This window comes from Ensifer sp. MJa1 (assembly GCF_037026475.1).
Classification (GTDB): Bacteria; Pseudomonadota; Alphaproteobacteria; order Rhizobiales; family Rhizobiaceae; genus Ensifer.
The window spans coordinates 81,215-104,174 of record NZ_JAKUMO010000016.1 but is presented as its reverse complement, the minus strand read 5'-3'; the positions used below and the strand labels follow the sequence as shown (position 1 = coordinate 104,174).

Below are 22,960 nucleotides of genomic sequence, written 5' to 3'. Positions count from 1 at the left end.
GACGATTTTTTCGTTGGATTGGGAGAAGGGACAAGTCGAAAAGAACGTTCAGGATGCGCGTCATCGGTTCTTTCAACCGATCACTCGCTCGGCGCAGGCTGCGGATTTCGGATTAACGGGACAGCGATTCCGGTAAATCCCGGACAGTCGTTTCACTAAATCGCGGACAGTCTCGCGGGATCGACTTTCGTTCGCCTGGTTTGATGTCATTTGTTATTGATTTCGGCGTTTCGCGTTTCGGTCAAGAGCGAGGTTTGCTTTTGCTTCCTCATGCTATCGCCTTCGAGCGCAATTCGGTGAGAGTTGTGAACGATGCGATCGAGGATGGCGTCAGCGATGGTTGGTTCGCCGATCATCTCGTGCCACTGCGCCACGGGGAGTTGGGCGGTGATCAGAGTTGATTTCCTGCGGTAGCGCTCTTCGAAGATTTCCAGGAGATCCAGCCGCTGCTGATCGCTGAGCGCATGGGTTCCCCAGTCATCCAAGATGAGCAGTTGAACACGTGCGAGCTTGTCGACCAATCGAGGGAACCGACCGTCGAGGCGCGCCAGTGCCAAATCCTCGAAGAGACGAGGCATTCGGACATAGAGAACGGAATAATCGAGGCGGGCTGCTTGCCGTCCGATGGCACAGGCAAGCCAGGTTTTGCCGGTTCCCGTTTGTCCGGTCAGGATCAAGTGCTCATGGGCTTTGAGCCATTCGCCTTGTGCCAGGGAGAGAAGCTGTCTGCGGTCAAGGCCGCGATGGGCGGCGAAGTCGATGTTCTCGATGCAAGCGTCGGGGAAGCGCAATTTGGCGATTGCAAGCCGGTTGGTCAGGCGCTTGTCACCGCGCACGGCCATCTCCCGGTCGAGCATCAGACCCAGCCATTCGTCGCGGTTGAGATCGCTGCCCTCGGGCTGATTGGCCAGTTCACGATAAGCTGCTGCCATGCCGGATAGACCGAGTGCGTGCATCTGGTCGAGGGTTGGATGTGTGAGCATTCAAGTGTCTTCCTTTCTTCACTGGTAATAGGAACTGCCGCGGATGTTGCCATGCGGCGGGGCTGGCTTGACCGGCTCGGCGGCTGGTGGAGCTTGATCGAGGCCGGATTTGAGGATGGTGCTGACGGAGGAATAGCTGGTCGCATTGATCGTCAGCGCCCGATCGCACGCGGCTTCAAGACGCTCAGGTCCGTACCGGCGCGCGAGTGATAGAACGCCTTGAGCGGCGCGGTATCCCTGCTGGGGATGGGGCCTGTCGCGCATCAGCCGTTCGATCAGGATCGCAGCGTTGCGGCCAATCTTTGCGGCCTGCTTGATCAGGCTCGCCGGGGTGGTGTTGGCATAGTGCTGATGCGTCTTGGGCATGTGTTCGTTGACGGTGACGTGACCAGCCCGCTGCGACGTCCGGCGGTGACTGGCGACGCGTTGGTGATCATGGAAGACCTCGACGATCCGGCTTGTGAGCCGGACATCGACCTGGCGGCCAATCAGGCGGTGCGGCACGGAGTAGAAGGCCTTATCGACCTCGACATGATAGTCGGGATGAACCTTTGCCGATTTCCATTCGGAATATTCGAATGGCGTTGCTGGCAAGGGGGCGAGCGCGTCGCGTTCGATCGCTTCGAAGAGTTGATGTCGGGATTTGCCAACACGCCGCATCGGCCGGTTATTGAGATCGTCGAGGAGCTGGCTGATCCGCACATTGAGATCAACGAGGCTGAAGAAGCGCTCATTCCTCAGTCGCGCCAGGATCCAGCGCTCAACGATCAGAACGCTGCCTTCGACCTTGGCTTTGTCCTTCGGCCGTTTTGGGCGGGTCGGCAGGATCGTCGTGTCGTAATGTTCGGCGAATGCTGCAAAAGTGGCGTTGATGGTCGGCTCGAACCACAAGGGCTTGGCAACGCCGGCCTTGAGGTTGTCGCAGACGATCGCTTTCGTTACGCCACCGAAGAAGCTCAAAGCCCGTTGCTGACCCTCGATCCAGTCTGGCAGCCGTTGAGTGAAGCTCGCATAGGCGAAGGTGTACAAAGAGGCCGGCAGAACCGCGACGAAGATCTGCGCCGGCCGGATCTCGCCCGTCGCCGGATCAATGACGGGGACGGTGTGACCAGCATAGTCGGTCTGCATCGCCGCGCCGGCGGTGTGGCGATTGCGGAAAGTGGCGCTGGCGCGCTGTTCGAAAGCGGCGAAGCGCTCACAGAACCAAGTGTATCCATAACCGTTCGGGTGCCGCTCGCGATATTCCTGCCACAACAGCGTCAGCGTCACGCCCTTTCGCTTCAGTTCACTGGCGATCTGGCTCCAGTCAGGCGCGTGCATATCCTGGGGCGGGCGGCCGCGACGATGGAACAGGCGACGCTGCAACACAGCGTCCTCGTCAAGGCCAGGCGGCAACGGCCAGCCCGTCAGCCCGGCCTCACGCGCCCGCAGCAGGTAGGTCGAAATGGTCGTTTTGCTGATCTTCAGCCGTTCCGATATCGCACGAACCGAAAGCCCCTGTTCGTGCGTCAGTCGCAATATCGATCGAATGTCCTTCACGTCAGTAAGTCTCGCCTGCTTCCGTCTCGCCATTCCCCGCACCCCTCTCAAATCGGGGTCCAGAATGGCAAAACGGCGCGTGCGAAAGTCGATGTTTTAATCGCCGAAAGACTGTCCGGGATTTACCGGAATCGCTGTCCGGGAATTAGCGGAAATGCTGTCCCGGATTTAGTGAAATCGCTGTCCGGGATTTAATGGAAACCCTGTCCGCGAATTACCGAAACCCGCACGCAGGCTTCGATAGAGCCACGGATTGAGTGCAAAACGACAAGTGGCTAGGCCGACGCTTCGGCAGTGATCTCGGCCCAAACGGCATTGGTGACCGGTCCCGAGCTTCCCGACAATCTGACCGCCATGATATCAAGCGGAGTGGCTTGCAACATATCGGAAACATCCGCGAGCACGCCCTCACGTATCCGCGGTCTCGCCAACGATTCCGGCACCCAGGCGATGCCGATGCCGGCCGTTGCCATTTCCATCGCGGCAAGCGTCAACGCGGTTTCGGCTATAGGGATCGTCCTGATCGATCCTCCGAGGCGAGGCATGATTAGCCGTCCCATCACTCTTCCGAAGAACACGTCGCCGGGATAGGCAATATACGGAACATCGCCTTGCTCAGCCTGCTCCCGTAGCCAAGCGATTGCAGCTGCCTCGAACACCGGAAGTAGCTGGTCGACACCGATCAAGGCGGATTCGACGTATCCGGCGCTGACTGGGTGCTCCTCACCCGGTACGCGATAGACGATGGCCATGTCTGCCTGGCGTGAGAGAAGCAGCCCGAAACACTCGTCCAGATTGGCGGAGCGTAGGCGCGCATGGATCGCATCGTTCTGTTGTCGCAGCCTTTTGACCAGATACGGTGTCAGCGTCGTGGTAAGCGCGTGCTGGCTGGCAAGGACAACACGGTTGGAGGCGACGCGAGCATCGAGCCTCAGATCGACAACGAGCTGGCGAAGCTCTATTGCCAATCGTTGGATTTGATCATGCTTGTCAGCCATGGTTGGCCGCAACTGCACCGGTTTACGCGTCCGGTCGAACAATTCAATGCCGATATGGTCCTCGATATTCTGAATTCTGCGTGAAAAGGCCGACTGCGTTAGAAACCGACGTTCCGCGGCTTCATGAAACGAACCGGTTTCTGCGACAGCAAGCAAATCCTCAAGCCATTCCAGACGCACGAAATCCTCCTAAAATGCAATATCTGCATTATATGTGGAAAATTTCGAATTTGCATGTGGTATTTTTGCGTGCGACTGTCCGAATAATCAAGTTCTGGAGGTCTTTCGCATGCATCTCGCCCGGTTCCCCCGCGTCTTTCTGGCTCACCTGCCAACCCCCCTAGAAAAGCTCGACCGGCTGAGCCGGGAGCTCGGCGGGCCGGAAATCTGGATCAAGCGCGACGACTGCACCGGCCTTTCGACCGGTGGCAACAAGACGCGCAAGCTTGAATTCCTGATGGCCGAAGCCCAGGCCATGGGCGCGGACACGGTCATGACGCAAGGGGCGACGCAGTCCAACCATGCGCGTCAGACGGCCGCATTTGCCGCCAAGCTCGGTATGGGCTGCCATATCCTTCTCGAGGATCGAACCGGGTCCAACGACGCCAACTACAACGGCAACGGCAACGTCCTGCTCGACCATCTGCACGGTGCAACCACCTCGAAGCGCGCGGGTGGGCTCGATATGCAGGCGGAAATGGATAACGTCGCCGAAAAGCTGCGCGCCGAGGGACGTAAGGTTTACGTGATCCCGGGTGGCGGATCGAACGCGACGGGCGCACTCGGCTATGTCAACTGCGCCTTTGAGTTGGTGTCGCAGGCCAACGACAGAGGCCTTGTGATCGACCACATCGTCACGGCCACGGGCAGCGCAGGCACGCAGGCCGGCCTCGTCACGGGGCTGAAAGCGATTAGCGCCAATATTCCGCTCACCGGCATCGGTGTGCGTGCGCCGAAGGATAAGCAGGAAGAAAACGTCTACAAGCTGGCGCTCCTGACAGGCGAAAAGCTCGGTTGCCCCGGCGTCGTGGAAAGGTCCGATGTCGTCGCCGACAGCAATTATGTCGGGCCCGGCTATGGCATCCCGCGCGAGGATACTCTCGAAGCGATCCGCATGTTTGCCCAGCTCGAAGGTATTCTTCTCGACCCCGTCTATTCGGGCAAGGGTGCCGCGGGTCTGATCGATTATTGCCGCAAGGGCAAGTTCAAGAAGGGAGAGCGGGTCGTTTTCCTGCATACCGGTGGCTCCGCCGCGCTGTTCGGTTACGATGCCGTTTTCGCCCAAGAACAGACCGCAGTCTCGGTGCAATAGCCATGGCGAGACCGCGGTTCACTGGTAGTTTCACGCAGCAACTCCCGATCCCGGAGGAAGGGATCGCCGCTGCTGTTGCCGTCATGCGGTCGGGTCGGCTGCATCGTTACAATACCGGCGTCGGCGAAGAGAGCGAAGCCATGGCGCTGGAGCGGGAATACGCCAGCTGGCAGGGCGCGCGCTTTTGCCTTGCCGTAGCATCGGGCGGGCAGGCGATGCAGATCGCCCTGCGCGCGGCCGGCGTCAAAGCTGGCGAGGCCGTACTGACCAATGCGTTCACACTCGCCCCCGTGCCGGGTGCGATCGCAGGCGTCGGTGCCAGGCCGGTGCTGGTCGAGATCACCGAGAATCTGGTAATCGATCTTACCGACCTGGAAGCCAAAGCGAAGCTTAGCGGCGCGCGTTACCTTCTACTGTCGCACATGCGCGGACACCTTTGCGATATCGAGGCATTGACGGCACTAGCGGCTGAGCTTCGCCTCACGGTAATCGAGGACTGTGCCCATACGATGGGCGCGACGTGGAACGGGCGCCGCTCGGGATCGTTCGGGCATGCCGGTTGCTTCAGCACGCAGACCTACAAGCATTTGAATTCCGGCGAAGGCGGGCTTTTGACGTCGGACGATGCCGAGTTCATGGCCCGCGCCACGATCCTGTCGGGTTCGTATATGCTGTACGAGCGCCACGGCGCGGGACCTGATGCCGCCACCTATTCGGATATCCGGCTCGATACGCCCAACATGTCGGCGCGCATGGACAACCTGCGGGCCGCTCTCCTGCGCCCCCAATTGCGCGCAATCGAAGCCGATATCGACGCGTGGAACGCACGCCACGATCTGGTCGCCGAGAAGCTGGCCGCCAGCCCCGCAATCCGCGTCCCGCATCGACCGGCTGCGGAGCACTACGTCGGGTCTTCCATCCAGTTCCTGCTTCCCGGTATCTCGACTGACGCCGCGCGCAAACTGACGGCGTATCTGGCGGATGTCGGTGTCGAAGTGAAGTGGTTCGGCGCGAATTTGCCCGTCGGTTTTACGTCCGACCATCGTAGCTGGCGCTATATCGGCCAGCAGAAACTGCCCCGCACCGACGAAATTCTGGCAGGTCTGTTCGACATGCGCCTGCCATTGTCCTTCAGCCTCGATGACTGCGCGCTGATCGCCGACCACATACTCGATGCTGTAGCGAATGTGCTTCCGGAGGACAGGGCATGAAGCGTCGGGTCGGGATTCTCGGTGGGATGGGCCCGGAGGCCACGATCCTCGTCATGCAGAAAGTCCTCGCCGCGGTTGACGCCGACGACGATGCAGATCACGTTCCGCTGATCGTCGATCAGAACCCGCAGGTGCCTTCGCGTATCAAACATCTTATCGAAGGGACAGGCTCCGATCCCGCGCCGGTCTTGGCCGACATGGCCCGACGCCTTGCTGCAGGGGGCGCCGAGGCGGTCGCGATGCCGTGCAACACAGCTCATCACTACTCGACAGCAATCCGTGCTGCGGTCGAGGTGCCTTTCCTTGACATGATCGAGCTCTCCGCTGACCGGGCGGCGCAGCTGACTGGCGCAGGGGGACGTCTCGGCATTCTCGCCTCGCCGGCGGTGCAGAAAGTCGGACTGTTCGACGGACCCTTGACCAAACGCGGATTGACGCCGGTTTTTCCGGATTCCGAGGCGGCGGGACGCATGCTCTCGGCGATCCGTCTCATCAAGGCCGAGGGGCCGTGTTCGGCGGCGCGCGACGTTCTTCGCGCGGTCTCTGCTGAGCTGGCCTCACGGGGCGCGGCCGTCCAAATGATCGCCTGCACCGAATTTTCTCTCATTGCCGATGCGGTGGCAGAATCCGCGACCGTCTTTGACACGCTCGACTGCCTTGTCGAGGCAATCGTGCACTTTTCGGGTGCCAGGCCAGCGTCGGCGCCGCGCGATGCGACTTAGCCATGCCTGTAAGAAGCACCCGTCACTGAATCTAATGGAGGAGATATGACATGACTGGTACATTCAGAAAGATCGTTCTGACGACGACGGCCGCTCTGGCCTTGTCCGTCGCCGCCGTCAAGGCTGAAACCTTGACGATCGCCACATTTAGCGATCCCACCCCGATGAACGCTGCCCGCGCACAGAAAGAATTCGAGAAGGCCACCGGCTGGACGATCGACTGGCGCGTGTTCGATTCAGGGACCGACGTGATCGCAGCCATGGCTTCGGGGGACGTCAAAGTGGCCGAACTTGGCTCGTCGCCGCTCGCCATCGCGGCCACCCAAGGCGTGGACCTGAAGATGTTCATGCTGTCCTATGCAATCGGTGACTCCGAGAGCCTCATCGCGCGAAACGGCTCCGGCATCGAGACCCTTGCCGACATTAAGGGGAAGCGCATTGCCGTTCCGGTCGGTTCGACCGCGCACTTCTCGTTGATGGGCGCCATTGCCCATGCAGGATTGCAGCCGACGGACGTCACGGTGATGACGATGAAGCCCGATCAGATCGCGGCCGCCTGGACCCAGGAAACGATCGATGCCGCCTTCATCTGGCCGCCCGCCCAGACCGAAATTCTGAAAACGGGCAAGCGCATTGTTTCGGCCAAGGATACGGCGGAATGGGGCTACCCGACCTTCAATGCCTGGACGGTGGATTCCGCGTTTCTCGCCTCCCACGAAAAGGAGGTTGTCGCCTTCGCCAAGGCGATGGATGCCGCCAATATGGCCTACCTGAAGGATCCCGCCGCCTGGACGCCCGACAACGAGCAGGTCAAGGCGATCGCCAGTGTGACCGGCGCCACCGCCGAGCAGATTCCCGAGATTCTCAAGGGGTACACTTTCATTCCGCTGAAGGAGCAGGTGAGCGACAAGTGGTTGGGCAGTGCGCCGAAGTCGCTCAAATCCACCGCCGACTTCCTGAAATCGGTCGGCAGGATCGACGCCGTGACGGACGACTATTCGAAGTTCGTGACCACCGCGATCGCGCAAGAGGCACAGAAGTAATCCGACAGTCCCGCCCGGCCTCGGGTCGGGCGGGACCTTGCACCGGCCCGGGGAGGAGCCTATGCATTTGAACATCAACGACGTCTCCGTGGTCTACCCCTCGTCCGATGGGCGGCCGCCGGTCTCTGCACTGAGCAAGATCGAGCTGGAGATCGGAGATAACGAATTTGTCGTCGCGCTCGGCGCTTCGGGCTGTGGCAAGTCCACTCTACTCAATCTCATAGCGGGGTTTCTCGCGCCGACGTCCGGACGGCTGATGCTCGACGGGGTCCCGGTCTGCGGTCCGGGTGCCGATCGCGCGGTCGTGTTCCAGAAGCACGCGCTGCTGCCTTGGCTCAATGTCCTGGACAATGTCGCCTTCGGTCTTCAGATCCAGGGTGTCAGCACCGCCGGGCGCCACGAGACGGCCAACAGATTTATCGGCCTTCTGGGGTTGGACGGGTTCCAGAAGTCGCCAGTCTACAAACTATCGGGTGGCATGCAGCAGCGCGTCGGCATCGCACGCGCGCTGACCTGCGATCCCAAGATCCTGCTAATGGATGAACCGTTGGGTGCCCTTGACGCACTGACGCGCGAGAAGGCGCAGGAACTCATCCTGAATATCTGGAACGACACCCAGAAATCCGTGTTCTTCATCACGCACAGCGTCGAGGAGGCGCTGTTCATGGGCACGAAGCTCATCGTGATGTCGCCGCGGCCGGGACGGATCACCCATACATTCGACCTTCCTTTTTCGCGTCAATTCCTTGCCGGAACAGCGGCTCGGGCAGTCAAGGCCTCGCCCGAGTTCATCCGCCTGCGTGAGCAGGTTCTGAAGATCATCTTTGCAGACGAAGAGGCAGTGGCGAAATGACTGAACGAACGAAATCCCACGCACTCCGGCCGCCAGGTCTGGTCGCCCGCTTGTCGCGCGCCCGGCCTACACGACCGGGCGAGATCTATGGCGTGCCCGGACAGGGAAATACGCTTTGGCTGTCCGCGCTCTCGATCGCCTTCTTTTTCTTCGTTTGGTGGCTGGTCACGGCGATGGGGTGGGTCAGGCCGTTGTTCGTACCGTCTCCGGCTTCCATCGTCATGAAGTTCGTGGAGATTTGGAACAACGGTTTTACCGGAACGCCCTTCATCGAGCACGTTCTGATCTCCACCGCGCGCGTCTTTGGCGCCTTCCTTCTGGCCTGCCTCATCGGCCTGCCGCTCGGCCTCGCGATGGGGATGAGCCCTGTCATTCGCGGCATTTTCGATCCGCCGATCGAATTCTACCGCCCCATTCCGCCTCTGGCCTATCTGCCGCTCATGATCATCTGGTTTGGCATCGGCGAGATGTCGAAAATACTGCTGATCTTCCTATCGGTGTTCGCGCCTGTCGTGCTCGGGGCTCGCTCCGGCGTGCGTTCCGCAGCGATCGAGCAGATTCATGCCGCCTATTCCTTCGGGGCAACGCGCTGGCAGGTGATGCGGCATGTGATCATGCCGTCGGCATTGCCCGAGATTTTGACGGCCATGCGCATCGGCATCGGGTTCGGTTGGACCACGCTGGTCGCAGCTGAAATGGTCGCGGCCACCCAGGGCCTCGGTTACATGGTGCTCTCGGCAAGCCAGTTTCTGCAAACGCCTGTCGTCATCCTCGGCATCTTCATAATCGCCATCATCGCTTTCGCGTTCGACCTTCTCATGCGGTTCCTCGAAAGACGCCTCGTGCCCTGGAAGGGCAGAATGTAACGGGAAGTTAAAGCCATGAAATACCTGAAAAAAGCCGCTCGTACTGCCGAAACAGACCAGGCCGATGTCCACGCCGCCGTCACACAGATGCTGGCGGCCATCGAGGCGGGGGGTGAAGAAGCCGCCTGCCACTACGCCCGTGAGCTGGATCGATGGGACGGTGATATCGTCGTCTCGCACGAAGCGCGCAAAGCTGCCGCCGCCCTGGTGCCGGAAAAGCTCAAGGCCGATATCCGCTTCGCGCATGATAATGTGCGCCGTTTCGCAGAGGCACAGCGCGCCACCGCGACTGATATCGCGGTCGAGATCCTGCCTGGTCTCACGTTGGGACAGAAGCAAATTCCGGTTTCTGCCGCCGGCTGCTACGTTCCAGGCGGGCGCTACAGCCACGTGGCAAGCGCGATCATGACGATCACGACGGCAAAGGTCGCCGGCGTGTCCCATATCGCGGCATGTTCGCCGCCGCGCGCCGGCGTCGGCATTCCGCCGGCCATTCTCTACACGATGGATTTGTGTGGTGCCGACGTCATCCTGAACATGGGCGGTGTGCAGGGAGTCGCGGCCATTGCTAACGGCCTGTTCGGGGTCAAAAAGGCCGACATCCTCGTTGGGCCGGGGAACCAGTATGTTGCCGAGGCAAAACGCATCCTCTTCGGGCAGGTCGGCATCGACATGGTCGCCGGACCCACCGACAGCATGGTGGTCGCTGATGCGACCGCCGATCCCGAGTTCGTCGCGTCCGATCTGGTCGGCCAGGCGGAGCACGGCTGGAACTCGCCCGTTTGGCTCGTTACCTCCGATGAGATTCTTGCAAAACGCGTGATGGCGCGCGTGCCAGAGCTGATCGAGGGCCTGCCTGTCCCAAATCGTGACAGCGCCCGAGCCGCATGGGCCGATTTTGCCGAGGTTATTCTCTGCGATGACGCCGAGGAGATGGCTGCGGTCGCCGACGATTATGCGCCAGAACACCTGCATGTTCAGGCGAGCGATCTCGACTGGTGGCTGCAGCGCCTGCGCGCCTATGGCTCACTTTTCCTCGGTGAAGAAACCACGGTCGCATTCGGTGACAAAACGTCCGGTCCGAACCATGTCCTGCCGACCTCAAGGGCGGCGCGCTACACGGGCGGACTGTCGGTACACAAGTTCCTGAAGACTGTAACCTGGCAGCGCGCCACCCGCGCGGCAGCGCGGCCTTTGGCTGAGGCTACTGCCCGGATTTCGCGTCTGGAGGGGATGGAAGGGCACGCGAGGACGGCGGATATTCGGCTCGCGAAATTCTTTCCCGGTGAAGTCTTCGAATTGACGCCTGCGAGCGACGAAGCCTGATGGAACCGATGAGGCAAGGGGAACCCGATACGCCCACGCGGAGGCTTCCCTTCAGGCGCAAGGGCAAGGGGCTGCCTCTTGTCCTCGTGCATGGTTTCCTCGCAGGGAGCGTCATATGGCGGGAGCAGTTGCACGCCTTCTCTGCCGCGCATGATGTCATATGCCCCGACCTTGCTGGGTTTGGCGACAGCTCGGCCCTGACCGCGCTTGACACGATTGAGGGCCATGCCCGCGCCGTGCTGGGCTTAATGGATGATCTCGCGATATCACGCTTCGACCTCCTCGGGCACTCCATGGGCGGAATGGTCGTGCAGGAAATGGTGCGCCTCGCGCCGCAGCGTGTGCGCAATCTCATTCTCTACGGGACAGGACCGCAGGGTGTGCTTCCGGGCCGGTTCGAAACAATCGCGCAGTCGCGTGAACGTTTCCTGCGCGACGGCGTCGCTGAAACCGGCGCGCGGATCGCGGCTACTTGGTTTCTTGATGGGAAGAATGCGAAAGGTTACGAGCGTTGTCGATCAACGAGCAGCAGGGTGAGGATGCAAACTGCGCTGGCCAGTCTAACCGCTTGGGAGGGCTGGGACGGACGCGCCGCGTTGACGAATTTCCGCGCCAGAACACTTGTGCTCTGGGGTAGCCGGGATCGCTCATACGAATGGTCGCAGCCGGAACTACTCTGGCGCTCTATTCCCGGAGCCGATTTAGCGGTCGTACCTGGAGCTGCGCACATTGTGCATATGGAAAAGCCGCGTCTCTTCAATGCAATTGTCGCTGAATTCCTCACAATGGGTTCAATCGAGAGCAATTGTGACACGTCTAATAAGCCGGAATTGTAGGGGCCGGACCGAAGCCATGACATTCGCTACCTCCATCCACGAGCGCATCCGGAGCATACACCCCGGGTTTGCGACCTATTGGCCGGGCTTCGCCGTCACAGCGGCGGTGGCCGTCGCTGCCCAATTCCTTTCCGACCACTACGGCGCGCCGGCCATGCTCATGGCGCTGCTGCTCGGCATCGCCTTTCACTTTCTGTCTGAGGAAGGGCGGTGTGTCGCCGGCATCGATTTCTGTGCCAAGAAGGTGCTGCGCATCGGCGTGGCGCTGCTCGGCATGCGCATCAGCGTCGATCTGCTGATCGGGCTTGGCGCAAGCACGATCCTGCTCCTCATCTCAGCCATCGCTGCGACCATCGGTTTCGGTCTGCTTGCCGCAAAGCTTCTCGGTCGCGGTTGGCGGCTCGCGTTGATCACCAGCGGTTCGGTTGCCATCTGCGGCGCGTCTGCGGCCATGGCGATCGCAGCCGTTCTTCCGAAGAACGAATTCTCCGAGCGCAATCTGATCTTCACCGTGCTTTCGGTCACGGTGCTCTCGACGCTTGCGATGATCGCCTATCCGATTATCGCCCAGACCATGGGGCTCGACGCGCGCGCCACGGGCATCTTCTTCGGCGGCACCATCCATGACGTCGCGCAGGTCGTCGGCGCTGGCTTCTCGGTCTCGCCGGAGGCGGGCGAAACGGCGACGCTCGTCAAGCTGATCCGCGTCACCATGCTGGCGCCGGTCGTCCTCATCTTTTCGCTGTCACTGCGCAAAGTACCGCAGCCTGAGGGCGAGACCGGTAAGCGCCCGCCGCTTTTGCCCGGCTTCGTCGTCGCGTTCCTGATCTTTGCGGCACTCAATTCTTTCGGCTTCGTACCCGAGCTCGTCGCCAAAGCCGGAATGGAAACGTCGCGCTGGGCGCTGCTTGCCGGCATCGTCGCCGTGGGCATGCGGACATCGCTTCGCCGGGTGCTCGATGTCGGCGGCGATGCGGTGGCACTGGTCGTTGCAGAAACCGTCTTCATCGCCCTCTTCATCCTCGTCGGCATTCACTATCTGGGGCACGCCTGATGAAACCGCTCTGAAATATTCTCGGACGGGCTTTTCGCGGCTGGTTCCGCTCGACGCATGTCGTTTGGCACGTCTTTGGTTGCCGCCCCGTTTGGCAAGAAGTTTCTGACTTTTTTGACGTGTGATTAGTGCGGTCTTCTGTCAGGCCCTTCGTTGCGACGCTTGCAAAGGCCGCCGGTCGGTATAGTGCTCTGCGGAGCGGGTCCAAATCTTAAACTCGAGCTTGTAGGCTCAAAGTGCCAAACTGGTTTTCCCGTTCTCAACCGGTTCTATAATGCGCCCATTCAGGTCGTCGACTTTTCACAACCCCGTTGCCGGTCCTGGTTACCGCAGCAGTTTGCTTTCACACCCCGGCATTGCCAGGGCTGGGTCTCGATTTCCTGCCTCGTTAGCATGGCCACCTTGTCCGAGCCATCTTGTTCGCCAGTGCGATCGCCACCAGCATGCGCGGCTTCTCCGCGAGCATCCGCGAGCCACGATCCTTGTACTGGCGGTTTGCGGCCGGCTTAACTCAAGCGCGCCATTGTCCCGATGATCAGGAGCCTACGGATGTCGGCCTGACCAGCCTTCGACACCCGGCCAAGCCTTTCTTTCCCACGAGAAGAGAACTGTGCGGAACGAGGCCGAGCCAAGCAGCAAAGTCACGACCCCATCGGAAGCTCTGCATCACCGGTGCGAAAGCTTCGACGGCCAACGCGGTCAAAGGTCCTACACGCGGCATGGTCTGAAGCCGGCGCGCGGCTTAGCTTCGCCGAGACAGCTCTGTGAGCTTCCTGGCCTTATCTTCGATCCGGGCCGTCTTCTCGCCAATCTGGGCGAGAAGCTCCGGCACAATCTCGGGTAGGCCCAATTCAGTATTTATGGATTGCATATTGCGATGCCGTCGCGACATGCGGCAAAAGGAAAAGAGAGGAGAGGCCACCAGCCGATCGTATATGTGGGTGTCGTTTGGCAGCTAAACGTAAGAATGCGGCCGTTACTTTCTTGGTTGACATTTAATTTGAGATTCCGTGGGCTGGGAATCTCAGATTAAGTGCAGCTGCGAAGACCTCCGCGACTGGCGCTCGCAGTCCAACATCTCTTCTATAGAGCTGCCGAAGCGGGCTTTATTCTCACCCATCATATGGCCACGCAGCATGGAAAGCATCTCCGGCCCAGCTCGCTGGACGATGGCCACACCCGCTAAAAGAGCTGGCCGCAAGTGCAGCGGCAAAATCGGACTTGCTGGGGTAGGAAGTTCCCTCGTTTCCATCTTTAAGACGTCATCGAGATCAGGAATGATGACGCCGAGCACTCTGTAGCTTGACGGTTCGTAGCGATCGGGGAGCGACTTCGGAACGCGCCGCATCAGCAGGAGGCGGGCAATCTCACTTGGCGATAACCAGTTTTGGAACCATGCTCGGCCTCGTCGTTAAGCATCCCTTCTCCCATCAGCGCAGCATGGTGGTAGCCGCTGAAAGGAGAGGGGCGGTCACTCCCGTCAATGGTTTGAAGGCGACCTCCGCAAAGCGGGCAGGTGATCCGCCAGCCGAGATGTTGGCTTCGAAGAATGATGTGCGACCCGTCGACAATTCGGGGACAGCTGCTGCATGATTGCCGAGGCTCGCCGGCGATCAGCCGCCGTGACGGCGGTACCGACATTTCTATTGATCAGCACAAGTTCCATGATCAATTCACGCACGGCGTCAGCGTCGACGACGCTGCTCTCATGGCAGCCGGCCAGCGGCCGATCACTGAGGCTGCATGAACGGAGTAGTCTGGCAAACCGGCTTGGAAGGCGTTGCCCTCGTACTTCATCTACGGCGATGGCGACAAGAACATCCCAGCCAAGGCGCTCGGCTTTATGGCTGAGCGAGGCGGTTCTAAGCGCACGGTCGTCGTCGAAGGCGCATCTCACGTCGTCATGGTCTCGCAGCCCAAGGCCGTGGCCGAACTCATCGAAGAAGCTGCTAAGTAAGCAAGCGAGAATTGAGCAATAGACCGGTCAAGCAAGTGGCCGGTCTTTTCATCGCTTCGCGGCGGCTGTCCGCCAAGGAGCGACGCGTCGTCACGGTCGATGGCTGACTTTGAGCTGACGGGCATAATATGCGCAAGGAAATTTGGACCGGCGAACGTACGGGTCCGGTGATCCGTGACTGCCTCCGGGGGCGGAGCGGGGTGGTTTTCTAATCTAGCTACTGCGGCGATGTTGCAACGTGAACCGGGTATCGATTATGCGCGACTCGGTAAGCTTCTCGCCGTTGAGGTGGTCTTCGATCAACCGCGCGGCTTCACGGCCGATTAGATCGCCGGAGGGGCGAATCGTGGTGAGGGGCGGATTGCATGCAGCGCTGAAGCTGAGATCGCCGAAGCCGACCACGGCCAGCCGGTCCGGCACAGCGATTTTCAGCCGTTCGCACGCGAACAGTGCGCCGACCGCGATGTGATCGTTCGAACAAGCGATACCGTCGGTGTCGGGATGGAGCCGCAAGGCTTCCGCCAAAAGCATTGAGCCGATTTCAGCGGAGGCCGTATCTGGATGTTCGACGACCTTGGCGACCGCGCCCGCGGCGTGCGCAGCCCGAAGAAATCCGTCACAGCGTTGTTTGGCGCGTCGGTCCTGATGCATGCGAGCGCCGAGAAAGACGAGATTGCGGCGACCCTGTTGGATAAGGTGTTCCGCCACCGCGATGCCGACCTGATCGTGATGAAACCCGATGGCTGCGTCGATCTGCGGACCACCGAGCTCCCAGATTTCGATAACGGGAATGGTGACGTTGGCGAGCAGGCGGCGCGTTGCGGGACTGTGTGACAAGCCAGTCAGAACAATGGCTGCCGGTGCCCATGACAACGCCATGCGCACCAGTTCCTCCTCTTCTTGCTCATCGTACTCGGTGTGGCCGAGGATGAGTTGCAGGCGCTGTTTCTTGAGTGCTGTCTGCATAGACGCGACCGTCTCGGCAAAGAACGCGTTGCGCACAGACGGGACAAGGATGCTGACAGCGCGGGAAGACGCCGCAGCAAGTCCCCCGGCCATCAGGTTCGGCACGTAATTGAGTTTCTCGATCGCCCGACTGATTGCTTGGCTCGCCGTACCCGAAACCGCCTCCGGCTTGCGCAAGAAGAGCGACACCGTGGAGGGGGAGACGTTGGCGAGCTCGGCCACGTCGGACATGGTGACGGACTGCATCTTACGGCGATTGCGGGGTGGCTTTCGCATCCTGTCGTCCATGGGTTTCTCCGTAGCGCTATTATCGCACTATTAGCATACTTTTCAGCTGTCTTCAACAGCAATCGCAGTTAAGCGAACATTTAATTAACTGAAAATAAAGCGATTTTTCCTTGGTCTGTGTCGATATTTTCTCGCGATCTGCCGCCGTAAACATTTTTTCAAGTCCATCTTGCTTCGAAAAAATCGTAGCGCTATTATTGATCGTAGTTAAGCCGGATGCCCGGCCGCTGTTGGGAGGGAAGAATGGCTTCTGTCAGCCTGCGAAAGCTGGAAAAAAGTTACGGTTCGCTGCGCATCGTGAAAGGAGTCGACCTTGAGATCGCCGATGGCGAATTCGTCGTCTTCGTCGGTCCGTCGGGTTGTGGAAAGTCCACCACATTGCGCATGGTCGCCGGGCTCGAAAGCATCACTGGCGGCGAGATCCGCATCGGCGAAACGCTGGTCAATCGCCTCCCGCCGCGCGAGCGCGATATCGCCATGGTCTTCCAGGACTATGCCCTCTATCCGCACAAGACGGTGCGCGAGAACATGGGGTTCAGCCTAAAGGTGCACGGCGTTGCGTCGCGCGAGGCCGATCAGCGCGTCAATGAGGCTGCTGAAATGCTTGGCATCGGCCACCTGCTTGATCGCCGTCCAGGTCAGCTTTCAGGCGGTCAGCGCCAGCGTGTCGCCATGGGGCGCGCCATCGTGCGGCGCCCGAAGGTTTTCCTGTTTGATGAGCCGTTGTCCAATCTCGACGCAAAGCTACGCGGTCAAGTGCGCACCGAGATCAAACGCCTGCATCAGCAGATCGGGACAACGATCATCTATGTTACGCACGATCAGGTCGAGGCCATGACGCTCGCCGATCGTATCGTCATTCTCAAGGGCGGCGACATCGAACAGGTTGGCACGCCGGACGAAGTTTACAATCGGCCGCAAAGCGTTTTCGTCGGCGGCTTCGTCGGGTCGCCGGCGATGAACTTCGCCAAAGCGAGAATCCAATCTGGCTTTCTCACTTTTGCCGACGGCAACAAGCTGGCGCTATCTGCCGTTCGGGCGGGACGTGAGGCTGGTCTCGAGGGCCGCGATGTCATCGTCGGCATCAGGCCGGAACATTTCGGTGTGGCCCCGGATCCGGCGGCGACGCTTGCAGCGCGTGTTCAGGTTGTCGAACCGCTTGGTTCTGACACCCTGGTGCATTTTTCGGTTGGCGGCGATGTGCTGACCGCCCGCATGCCGCCCGACACGCGGCCCGAGCCGGGCGCCGAAATCCGCATGGGCGTCGATCCATCGAAAATCAATCTTTTCGATGCCGCGAGCGAACGCGTCATCAACTGAGCGCCAGGCGTTTTGCGTCACCAATCAACGGGAGGATAGAATGAACATCAGGACCATGGCGAGCGTGTTCGCCGCGACCAGCGTGCTTGCATTTTCCATGCCGGCCTTTGCCGACACGGATCTTAAAATCTTCGTTTCCAGTCAGCACCAGCCGGATGTCTGGCGCAAGGTGCTCGACAAATACGAGGCGGCCAATCCGGGCGTCAAGGTGGCGATCGAGACCGGCGGCAACACCTCCGAGGCGCAGGCGCAGTATCTCAACACCGTCATGTCCGCCAAGGACACCAACCTCGACGTGCTGATGCTCGACGTCATCCGCCCTGCGCAATATGCCGCCGCCGGCTGGACCTCTGCCTTCGAGAACAAGGACATGTCGGTCTACCTCCCGGCCTATGCCGGAGCCAATACGGTTGATGGCAAGGTCGTTGCGCTCCCGGCCTTCGCGGACGCGATGTTCCTCTACTACCGCAAGGATCTGCTCGAAAAGTACGGCATCGCTCCTCCCAAGACTTGGGAAGAGTTGGCCGCAGCCGCAAAAAAGGTGGCGGAGGGCGAGAAGAATCCCGATCTCCAGGGCCTCTCCTTCCAGGGCAAGGCCATCGAGGGTGCGGTCTGCACCTTTCTGCTGCCCTATTGGAGCCAAGGGAAGAATCTCGTTGAAAACGGGAAGCTCACCTTTGACCACGATGCGGCCGTGACGGCGCTGAAGCTCTGGAAGGATTTTGTCGATACGGGCGTCGCCAAGAAGAACATTGCGGAAGTTGCCACCGACGACACGCGCAAGGAGTTCCAGGCCGGCAGCGCCGTGTTCGCGGTCAACTGGTCCTATGCCTGGACGCATTTCCAGGGCGCTGAATCGGCTGTAACCGGCAAGGTCGGTGTCACGCGCCTGCCGGCACTCGGCGGTGGCGAGCAGGCGAGCTGCCTTGGCGGCTGGGAATGGGGCGTTTCGGCCTACTCCACCCATCAGGACGAAGCGAAGAAACTGGTCGAATATCTCTCGAGCGAGGACGTCTCGGTGTTCATGGCCGCCAACGGTTCGCTCCTGCCCACCTATGCAGCCGCCTATGGCAATAACGAAGTGCTGAAAGCCGTGCCGTGGTTCGCCGATGCCCTGCAGGTGGTCGAGACCGCCAAGCCACGCCCGGTGACGCCGCGATACAACGAGGTGAGCGAGGTCATCCGCACCACAGTCAACGCGGTGCTCGCGGGCGTCACGACACCGGAGGACGGTGCCAGTCAGATCGAAGCCCGCCTGAAGCGCATCCTGCGCTGATCGCAATCGCCGGAAGGGATTTTCCCTTTCGGCTCCCCAACCTGAATTGTCGGGAGTTGCACCGGTGACGACGACCTCCATCCTCAATGCGGCAAGCAATGCTGACCGCGGACCGCCAGCCTGGACGCGCTGGCTCGACCTTGGCGACCGGGCGCTTGGCGTGGTCTTGCTTGCCCCAGCGGCGATCCTTCTCGCGCTGATCATTGTCTATCCGGTGCTGCGCCTCGGCTACACCAGCTTTTTCAGTCTGTCGCTGACGTCGGGTCTACCCGCGGAATTCGTGGGCCTGGAAAACTACAGCCTTATGCTGGAAGACCCGGTCTTCTGGGAAACGACGTGGAATACCGTCCTGATCACCCTCATCACTGTGCCCGGCGCCCTCCTGGTCGGGCTTGCACTGGCCCTGCTTGCCAATCTCCCTTTCGGCGTGCAGTGGCCAGTGCGCCTTTCTCTGCTGATCCCCTGGGCGCTGCCGCTCTCATTCGCCGGCCTGATCTTTGCCTGGTTCTTCCATTCGGAATACGGCGTCGTCAACGACGTGCTGGTCCGCCTGGGGTTCGAGGGTATCATCTGGTTCAACTCGCCGAATTGGGCCTTCGCCGCGATCTGTCTGACCATCGTCTGGAAGACCTCGTCGTTTATGGCGCTGATCATTCTTGCCGGTCTGCAGACGATCCCGCGCTCCCTGTATGAGGCGGCCGACGTCGACGGCGCCGGCCGGGTTCGCCAGTTCTTCGAGATCACGCTGCCGCTCCTGAAGCCATCGATCGTTGTCGCGCTGATTTTCCGCACCATCACGGCGCTGCAGACCTTCGACATCCCCTACATGATGACGGGAGGCGGTCCCGGCACCTCGACCTCGACGCTCGCCATGTACATCCACCAGAACACGGTCTCTTTCCTCGATCTCGGCTACGGCTCGGCGCTTGCCGTCGTCATGTTTGCCCTGTCGATGTGCGTGACCGCCGTCTATCTGCGCGCCATCCGGACCAAGGAGTAAGCCATGAGTGCCGTCGCCGCCCCCGGACTTTCCGGACTTCTTTCCGGCCGCCCGCTGCGCTTCCTCGCCGGAGCCGTGCTGATCGTCAACGGCATGTTCCCGGCGCTCTGGATACTCTTCACCTCACTGAAGACGGAAGCGGAGCTCACTGCCAAGCCCATCACCTGGGTTCCACACGCTCCGACGCTGGCGAACTACATGCAGGCCTTTTCCGACCAGCCGCTGCATCTGTTCCTTTTCAACAGCTTCATGGTCGCACTGCTGTCCACCTGCCTTACGCTGCTCGTGTCGGTGCTGGCAGCCTATGCACTGGCTCGGCTGGATCTCCGTTACCGTGGCCTCATCCTGTCGCTGATCATCGCCGTGTCGACCTTCCCTCTGGTCACGCTCCTTGTGCCGCTCTTTGAGATCATGCGCACGCTGAACCTCCTCAACACCTGGGTTGCGCTGGTGCTGCCCTATACGGTCCTGTCGCTGCCGGTTTGCACGCTCATGCTCGTCTCCTTCTTCGAAGGAATTCCGCGAGACCTTGAAAACGCGGCGATGATCGACGGCTGCACGCGGCTGGGGGCGCTTTTCAAGGTGGTCGTACCGCTCTGTGCGCCGGGTGTGTTCACCGCCGGAATCCTCGCCTTCGTCAATGCTTGGGACGAGTTCCTGCTGGCGTTGTCCTTCAATTCCAATCCGGCTTTGCGCACGCTTCCGGTCGGCATTCAGCTTTATCAAGGCGAGTTCGCCTTCCCTTGGCCCGTCATCTCGGCCGCGCTGGTTGTCGGCATCGTGCCCGTCGCGGTGCTGATCGTCATCTTCCAGGAGCGCGTCGTCTCGGGCCTCACCGCCGGGGGTATCAAGGGATGACTAGGAGGCTCGACATTTCCGAACTGCGTAGTCAGCGCTGGTTCGCTACCGACGATATGCGCGCCTTCGCGCACCGCCAACGCACGCAACAGATGGGCATGCGGCGCGAGGAGTTCTTGGGGCGGCCCGTTATCGGCATCATCAACACCTGGAGCGAGATGAGCCCCTGCCATGCGCATCTGCGCGATCGGGCCGACGCTGTGAAGCGCGGCGTCTGGCAGATGGGCGGCTATCCCGTCGAGCTGCCAGCGATCTCGGTCGGCGAGGTCATGGTGAAGCCGACCACCATGCTCTACCGCAACTTCCTCGCGATGGAATGCGAAGAACTGTTGCGCTGCCACCCGATCGACGGTGCAGTACTGCTCGGTGGTTGCGACAAGTCGACCCCAGCGCTGCTGATGGGCGCCTTCTCGATGGATATCCCGGTCATCTTCTGCCCGGCTGGACCGATGTCTAACGGCCAGTGGCGCGGTGTTAAGACAGGTGCCGGTACCCATACCAAGAAGTACTGGGACGAGCTTCGAGCAGGCAACATCACCCGCGACGACTGGGTGGATCTCGAGAGCCGCATGACGCGGTCGCCGGGTACCTGCAACACGATCGGCACAGCCTCGACCATGACCTCTATCGTGGATGCCATGGGCATGACGCTGTCCGGCGCTTCCTCCATCCCCGCCGTCGACTCCGGTCATACGCGCATGGCGTCGGCTTGCGGCTCACGCATCGTCGAGATGGTCTGGGAAGATCTGAAACCGTCGAGTATTCTCAACCGCGATAGCTTTCTCAACGGCCTTGTCGCTTACATGGCGCTCGGCGGCTCGACCAACGCGGCCGTGCATCTCATTGCAATGGCCAAGCGCGTCGGCGTCGATCTGACGTTGGACGATATGGCGGCGATGGCCGGCAAGGTGCCGGTCGTTGCCAACGTCTTTCCCTCTGGCGAATACCTGATGGAGGACTTTTACTTCGCCGGCGGCATCAATGCGCTTTTGAAGAAGCTGTCGCGCCACTTGACGCTCGACCGGCCGACCGTCAACGGGCGCACTCTCGGCGAGAACATTGCGGCGGCCGACTGCTGGAACGATGACGTGATCCGCGGCGAGGATGATCCCATCGTGCCGCTCGCCCGTGGCAAGACACTCGAAGTGCTGCGTGGCAATCTCGCCCCGAACGGCGCGGTCATGAAATCGTCCGCCGCCAACCCGAAATTCCTGAAACATGTAGGTCCGGCAATCGTCTTTGACGATCCCCGTACCATGAACCGAACGCTCGATGATCCTGACCTCGACATTACCGAGGATACCGTGATCGTGCTGCGCAATGCCGGCCCGGTCGGCGCGCCGGGCATGCCAGAATGGGGCAACCTGCCGATCCCGAAGAAGCTCTTGAAACAGGGGGTGCGCGACATGGTGCGCGTCTGCGACGGGCGCATGAGCGGCACCCACTATGGGACCTGCGTTCTGCATGTCTCGCCGGAAGCGGCGATCGGCGGCCCTCTCGCTTTGGTCCGGACCGGCGACCTCATCGAACTCGATGTTGCCGCCGGAACGATCAACATGCGTGTCTCCGAGGAGGAGCTTGCTCGGCGCAGGGCTGAATGGAGGCCGTCAGCGCCGGTCTACGAGCGCTCCTTCGCCGCCCTCTATCAACGCCACGTCAGCCAGGCGCATGAGGGATGCGACTTCGATTTCCTGACCGGCACGCAAGCCGTGCCCGAACCGCCGATCTATTAAGGGACGATCCAATGAACAGTAACAATCCCTTCAAGTCCTGGCTGAGCGACAAGTCGCGCGCCACCCCGCTCGGCACCTGGCTGATGGCTGCCGCACCCGCGACGGCCGAAGCGCTTGGTTACGGTGGTTTCGATTTCCTCGTCGTCGACATGGAGCACGTGCCTGTCGAATTCACCGATCTGGCCCATATCTTGCGCGCCATCGGCTGCACGCCCGCGGACGCGGTGGTGCGGCTTGCCTGGAACGATCAGGTGCTTGTCAAGCGCGCGCTCGATGCCGGTGCACGCACCGTTATGCTGCCCTTCGTGCAAAATGCGGAGGAGGCGAAGGCGGCCGCTGCTTATACCCGCTATCCGCCGCTTGGCGTCCGTGGTGTTGCCGCCGTGCATCGCGGATCATGCTTCGGCACGATCCCGAACTACCTAAAATGTGCAAACGACGACATCTGCACCATCGTGCAGCTCGAGACTCCAGAGGCGATCGCGCGCCTGCCGGAGATCGCCGCGGTCGCGGGGATCGACGCGCTCTTTGTGGGGCCGGGCGATCTTTCCGCCGCGATGGGGCATATCGGCAATATCGCCCACCCGGAGGTCCAGGCCCTGATCGAGAAGGCGGCGAAGGACGCGCATGCGGTCGGCAAGCCGGTCGGCATCGTCGGTCCCAACCCTGACATGGTGAAGCGCTTTATCGGTTACGGTTACGATTTCGCGGCCATAGCCTCCGACATCGCCATGATGACCGGCCGTGCAAACGAATGGCTCGCACAGTTGAAGGGCGCGACCGAAGCGCCTGCGACACCAGCGGCGGCTTACTGAGGGC

At 60.9% G+C, this 22,960-nt stretch carries 19 protein-coding genes and 2 pseudogenes; 16 read left to right on the top strand and 5 right to left on the bottom strand.

All coding sequences use genetic code 11. The annotated features are described in order from the left end of the window. Positions 1–206: 206 nt before the first annotated feature. From istB to MKZ91_RS20810, 3 genes are all read right to left on the bottom strand, one after another. Complete coding sequence (gene istB / locus MKZ91_RS20820; RefSeq protein WP_060521043.1) at positions 207–983, bottom strand: IS21-like element helper ATPase IstB; 777 nt, start codon at positions 981–983, stop codon at positions 207–209. An 18-nt stretch (positions 984–1,001) separates the two neighbouring features. Beyond that, positions 1,002–2,555 carry an IS21 family transposase gene (istA, locus tag MKZ91_RS20815; RefSeq protein ID WP_060521044.1) on the bottom strand — a complete coding sequence of 518 codons (1,554 nt, stop codon included), beginning with the start codon at positions 2,553–2,555 and terminating at the stop codon, positions 1,002–1,004. Between the two features lie 242 nt (positions 2,556–2,797). Next, positions 2,798–3,700 (bottom strand): LysR family transcriptional regulator, encoded by a 903-nt coding sequence (locus MKZ91_RS20810; RefSeq protein WP_336172944.1) that lies wholly within the window; start codon positions 3,698–3,700, stop codon positions 2,798–2,800. Positions 3,701–3,809: 109 nt separating this feature from the next. Here MKZ91_RS20810 and MKZ91_RS20805 point away from each other — a divergent pair, with 109 nt between their 5' ends. The 9 genes from MKZ91_RS20805 to MKZ91_RS20765 all read left to right on the top strand — a co-directional run bounded on the left by MKZ91_RS20805 (position 3,810) and on the right by MKZ91_RS20765 (position 12,743). Then, on the top strand, positions 3,810–4,832 hold the full coding sequence (locus tag MKZ91_RS20805) for a D-cysteine desulfhydrase (RefSeq protein WP_113554843.1): 1,023 nt from the start codon (positions 3,810–3,812) through the stop codon (positions 4,830–4,832). A gap of 2 nt (positions 4,833–4,834) precedes the next feature. Next, positions 4,835–6,043: a DegT/DnrJ/EryC1/StrS family aminotransferase gene (locus tag MKZ91_RS20800; RefSeq protein ID WP_113554844.1), complete on the top strand. Its 1,209-nt coding sequence runs from the start codon at positions 4,835–4,837 to the stop codon at positions 6,041–6,043. Then, on the top strand, positions 6,040–6,765 hold the full coding sequence (locus MKZ91_RS20795) for an aspartate/glutamate racemase family protein (RefSeq protein ID WP_336172943.1): 726 nt from the start codon (positions 6,040–6,042) through the stop codon (positions 6,763–6,765). Before MKZ91_RS20800 ends, MKZ91_RS20795 begins: the two co-directional genes overlap by 4 nt. Before the next feature lie 50 nt (positions 6,766–6,815). Next, on the top strand, positions 6,816–7,808 hold the full coding sequence (gene tauA, locus MKZ91_RS20790) for a taurine ABC transporter substrate-binding protein (RefSeq protein WP_113554846.1): 993 nt from the start codon (positions 6,816–6,818) through the stop codon (positions 7,806–7,808). Between the two features lie 61 nt (positions 7,809–7,869). Continuing rightward, complete coding sequence (locus tag MKZ91_RS20785; protein WP_113554847.1) at positions 7,870–8,661, top strand: ATP-binding cassette domain-containing protein; 792 nt, start codon at positions 7,870–7,872, stop codon at positions 8,659–8,661. Positions 8,662–8,699: 38 nt separating this feature from the next. Beyond that, positions 8,700–9,527 (top strand): ABC transporter permease subunit, encoded by an 828-nt coding sequence (locus MKZ91_RS20780; protein WP_336172991.1) that lies wholly within the window; start codon positions 8,700–8,702, stop codon positions 9,525–9,527. Between the two features lie 15 nt (positions 9,528–9,542). Next, positions 9,543–10,853 (top strand): histidinol dehydrogenase, encoded by a 1,311-nt coding sequence (gene hisD, locus MKZ91_RS20775; protein ID WP_113554849.1) that lies wholly within the window; start codon positions 9,543–9,545, stop codon positions 10,851–10,853. After that, on the top strand, positions 10,853–11,689 hold the full coding sequence (locus tag MKZ91_RS20770; protein ID WP_336172942.1) for an alpha/beta fold hydrolase: 837 nt from the start codon (positions 10,853–10,855) through the stop codon (positions 11,687–11,689). The genes hisD and MKZ91_RS20770 overlap by 1 nt, the downstream gene beginning before the upstream one ends. A gap of 16 nt (positions 11,690–11,705) precedes the next feature. Continuing rightward, positions 11,706–12,743: a YeiH family protein gene (locus tag MKZ91_RS20765; RefSeq protein ID WP_113554850.1), complete on the top strand. Its 1,038-nt coding sequence runs from the start codon at positions 11,706–11,708 to the stop codon at positions 12,741–12,743. Between the two features lie 284 nt (positions 12,744–13,027). Here the strand turns inward: MKZ91_RS20765 and MKZ91_RS20760 are convergent. Beyond that, positions 13,028–13,482, bottom strand: a pseudogene (locus MKZ91_RS20760) (transposase); the annotation flags it as partial. An 888-nt stretch (positions 13,483–14,370) separates the two neighbouring features. Here MKZ91_RS20760 and MKZ91_RS20755 point away from each other — a divergent pair. Continuing rightward, positions 14,371–14,700 (top strand): annotated as a pseudogene (locus tag MKZ91_RS20755) (alpha/beta fold hydrolase); the annotation flags it as partial. A gap of 213 nt (positions 14,701–14,913) precedes the next feature. On the opposite strand, the gene MKZ91_RS20750 reads toward MKZ91_RS20755, so the two are convergent. Beyond that, complete coding sequence (locus MKZ91_RS20750) at positions 14,914–15,954, bottom strand: LacI family DNA-binding transcriptional regulator (protein WP_336172941.1); 1,041 nt, start codon at positions 15,952–15,954, stop codon at positions 14,914–14,916. Positions 15,955–16,197: 243 nt separating this feature from the next. On the opposite strand from MKZ91_RS20750, the gene MKZ91_RS20745 reads away from it, so the two are divergent. The 6 genes from MKZ91_RS20745 to MKZ91_RS20720 all read left to right on the top strand — a co-directional run bounded on the left by MKZ91_RS20745 (position 16,198) and on the right by MKZ91_RS20720 (position 22,956). Then, complete coding sequence (locus MKZ91_RS20745; protein ID WP_336172940.1) at positions 16,198–17,274, top strand: ABC transporter ATP-binding protein; 1,077 nt, start codon at positions 16,198–16,200, stop codon at positions 17,272–17,274. 40 nt (positions 17,275–17,314) lie between these two features. Next, positions 17,315–18,550 carry an ABC transporter substrate-binding protein gene (locus MKZ91_RS20740; RefSeq protein ID WP_113554853.1) on the top strand — a complete coding sequence of 412 codons (1,236 nt, stop codon included), beginning with the start codon at positions 17,315–17,317 and terminating at the stop codon, positions 18,548–18,550. Between the two features lie 64 nt (positions 18,551–18,614). Continuing rightward, complete coding sequence (locus tag MKZ91_RS20735; RefSeq protein ID WP_336172939.1) at positions 18,615–19,550, top strand: carbohydrate ABC transporter permease; 936 nt, start codon at positions 18,615–18,617, stop codon at positions 19,548–19,550. Positions 19,551–19,553: 3 nt separating this feature from the next. Beyond that, entirely contained in the window at positions 19,554–20,408 is an 855-nt protein-coding gene (locus tag MKZ91_RS20730; RefSeq protein ID WP_275027696.1) for a carbohydrate ABC transporter permease, read from the top strand. After that, positions 20,405–22,141: an L-arabinonate dehydratase gene (gene araD, locus MKZ91_RS20725; protein ID WP_336172938.1), complete on the top strand. Its 1,737-nt coding sequence runs from the start codon at positions 20,405–20,407 to the stop codon at positions 22,139–22,141. Before MKZ91_RS20730 ends, araD begins: the two co-directional genes overlap by 4 nt. Before the next feature lie 11 nt (positions 22,142–22,152). After that, positions 22,153–22,956, top strand: coding sequence for an HpcH/HpaI aldolase family protein (locus MKZ91_RS20720; protein WP_113554856.1), 804 nt, complete (start codon positions 22,153–22,155; stop codon positions 22,954–22,956). Positions 22,957–22,960 lie beyond the last annotated feature (4 nt).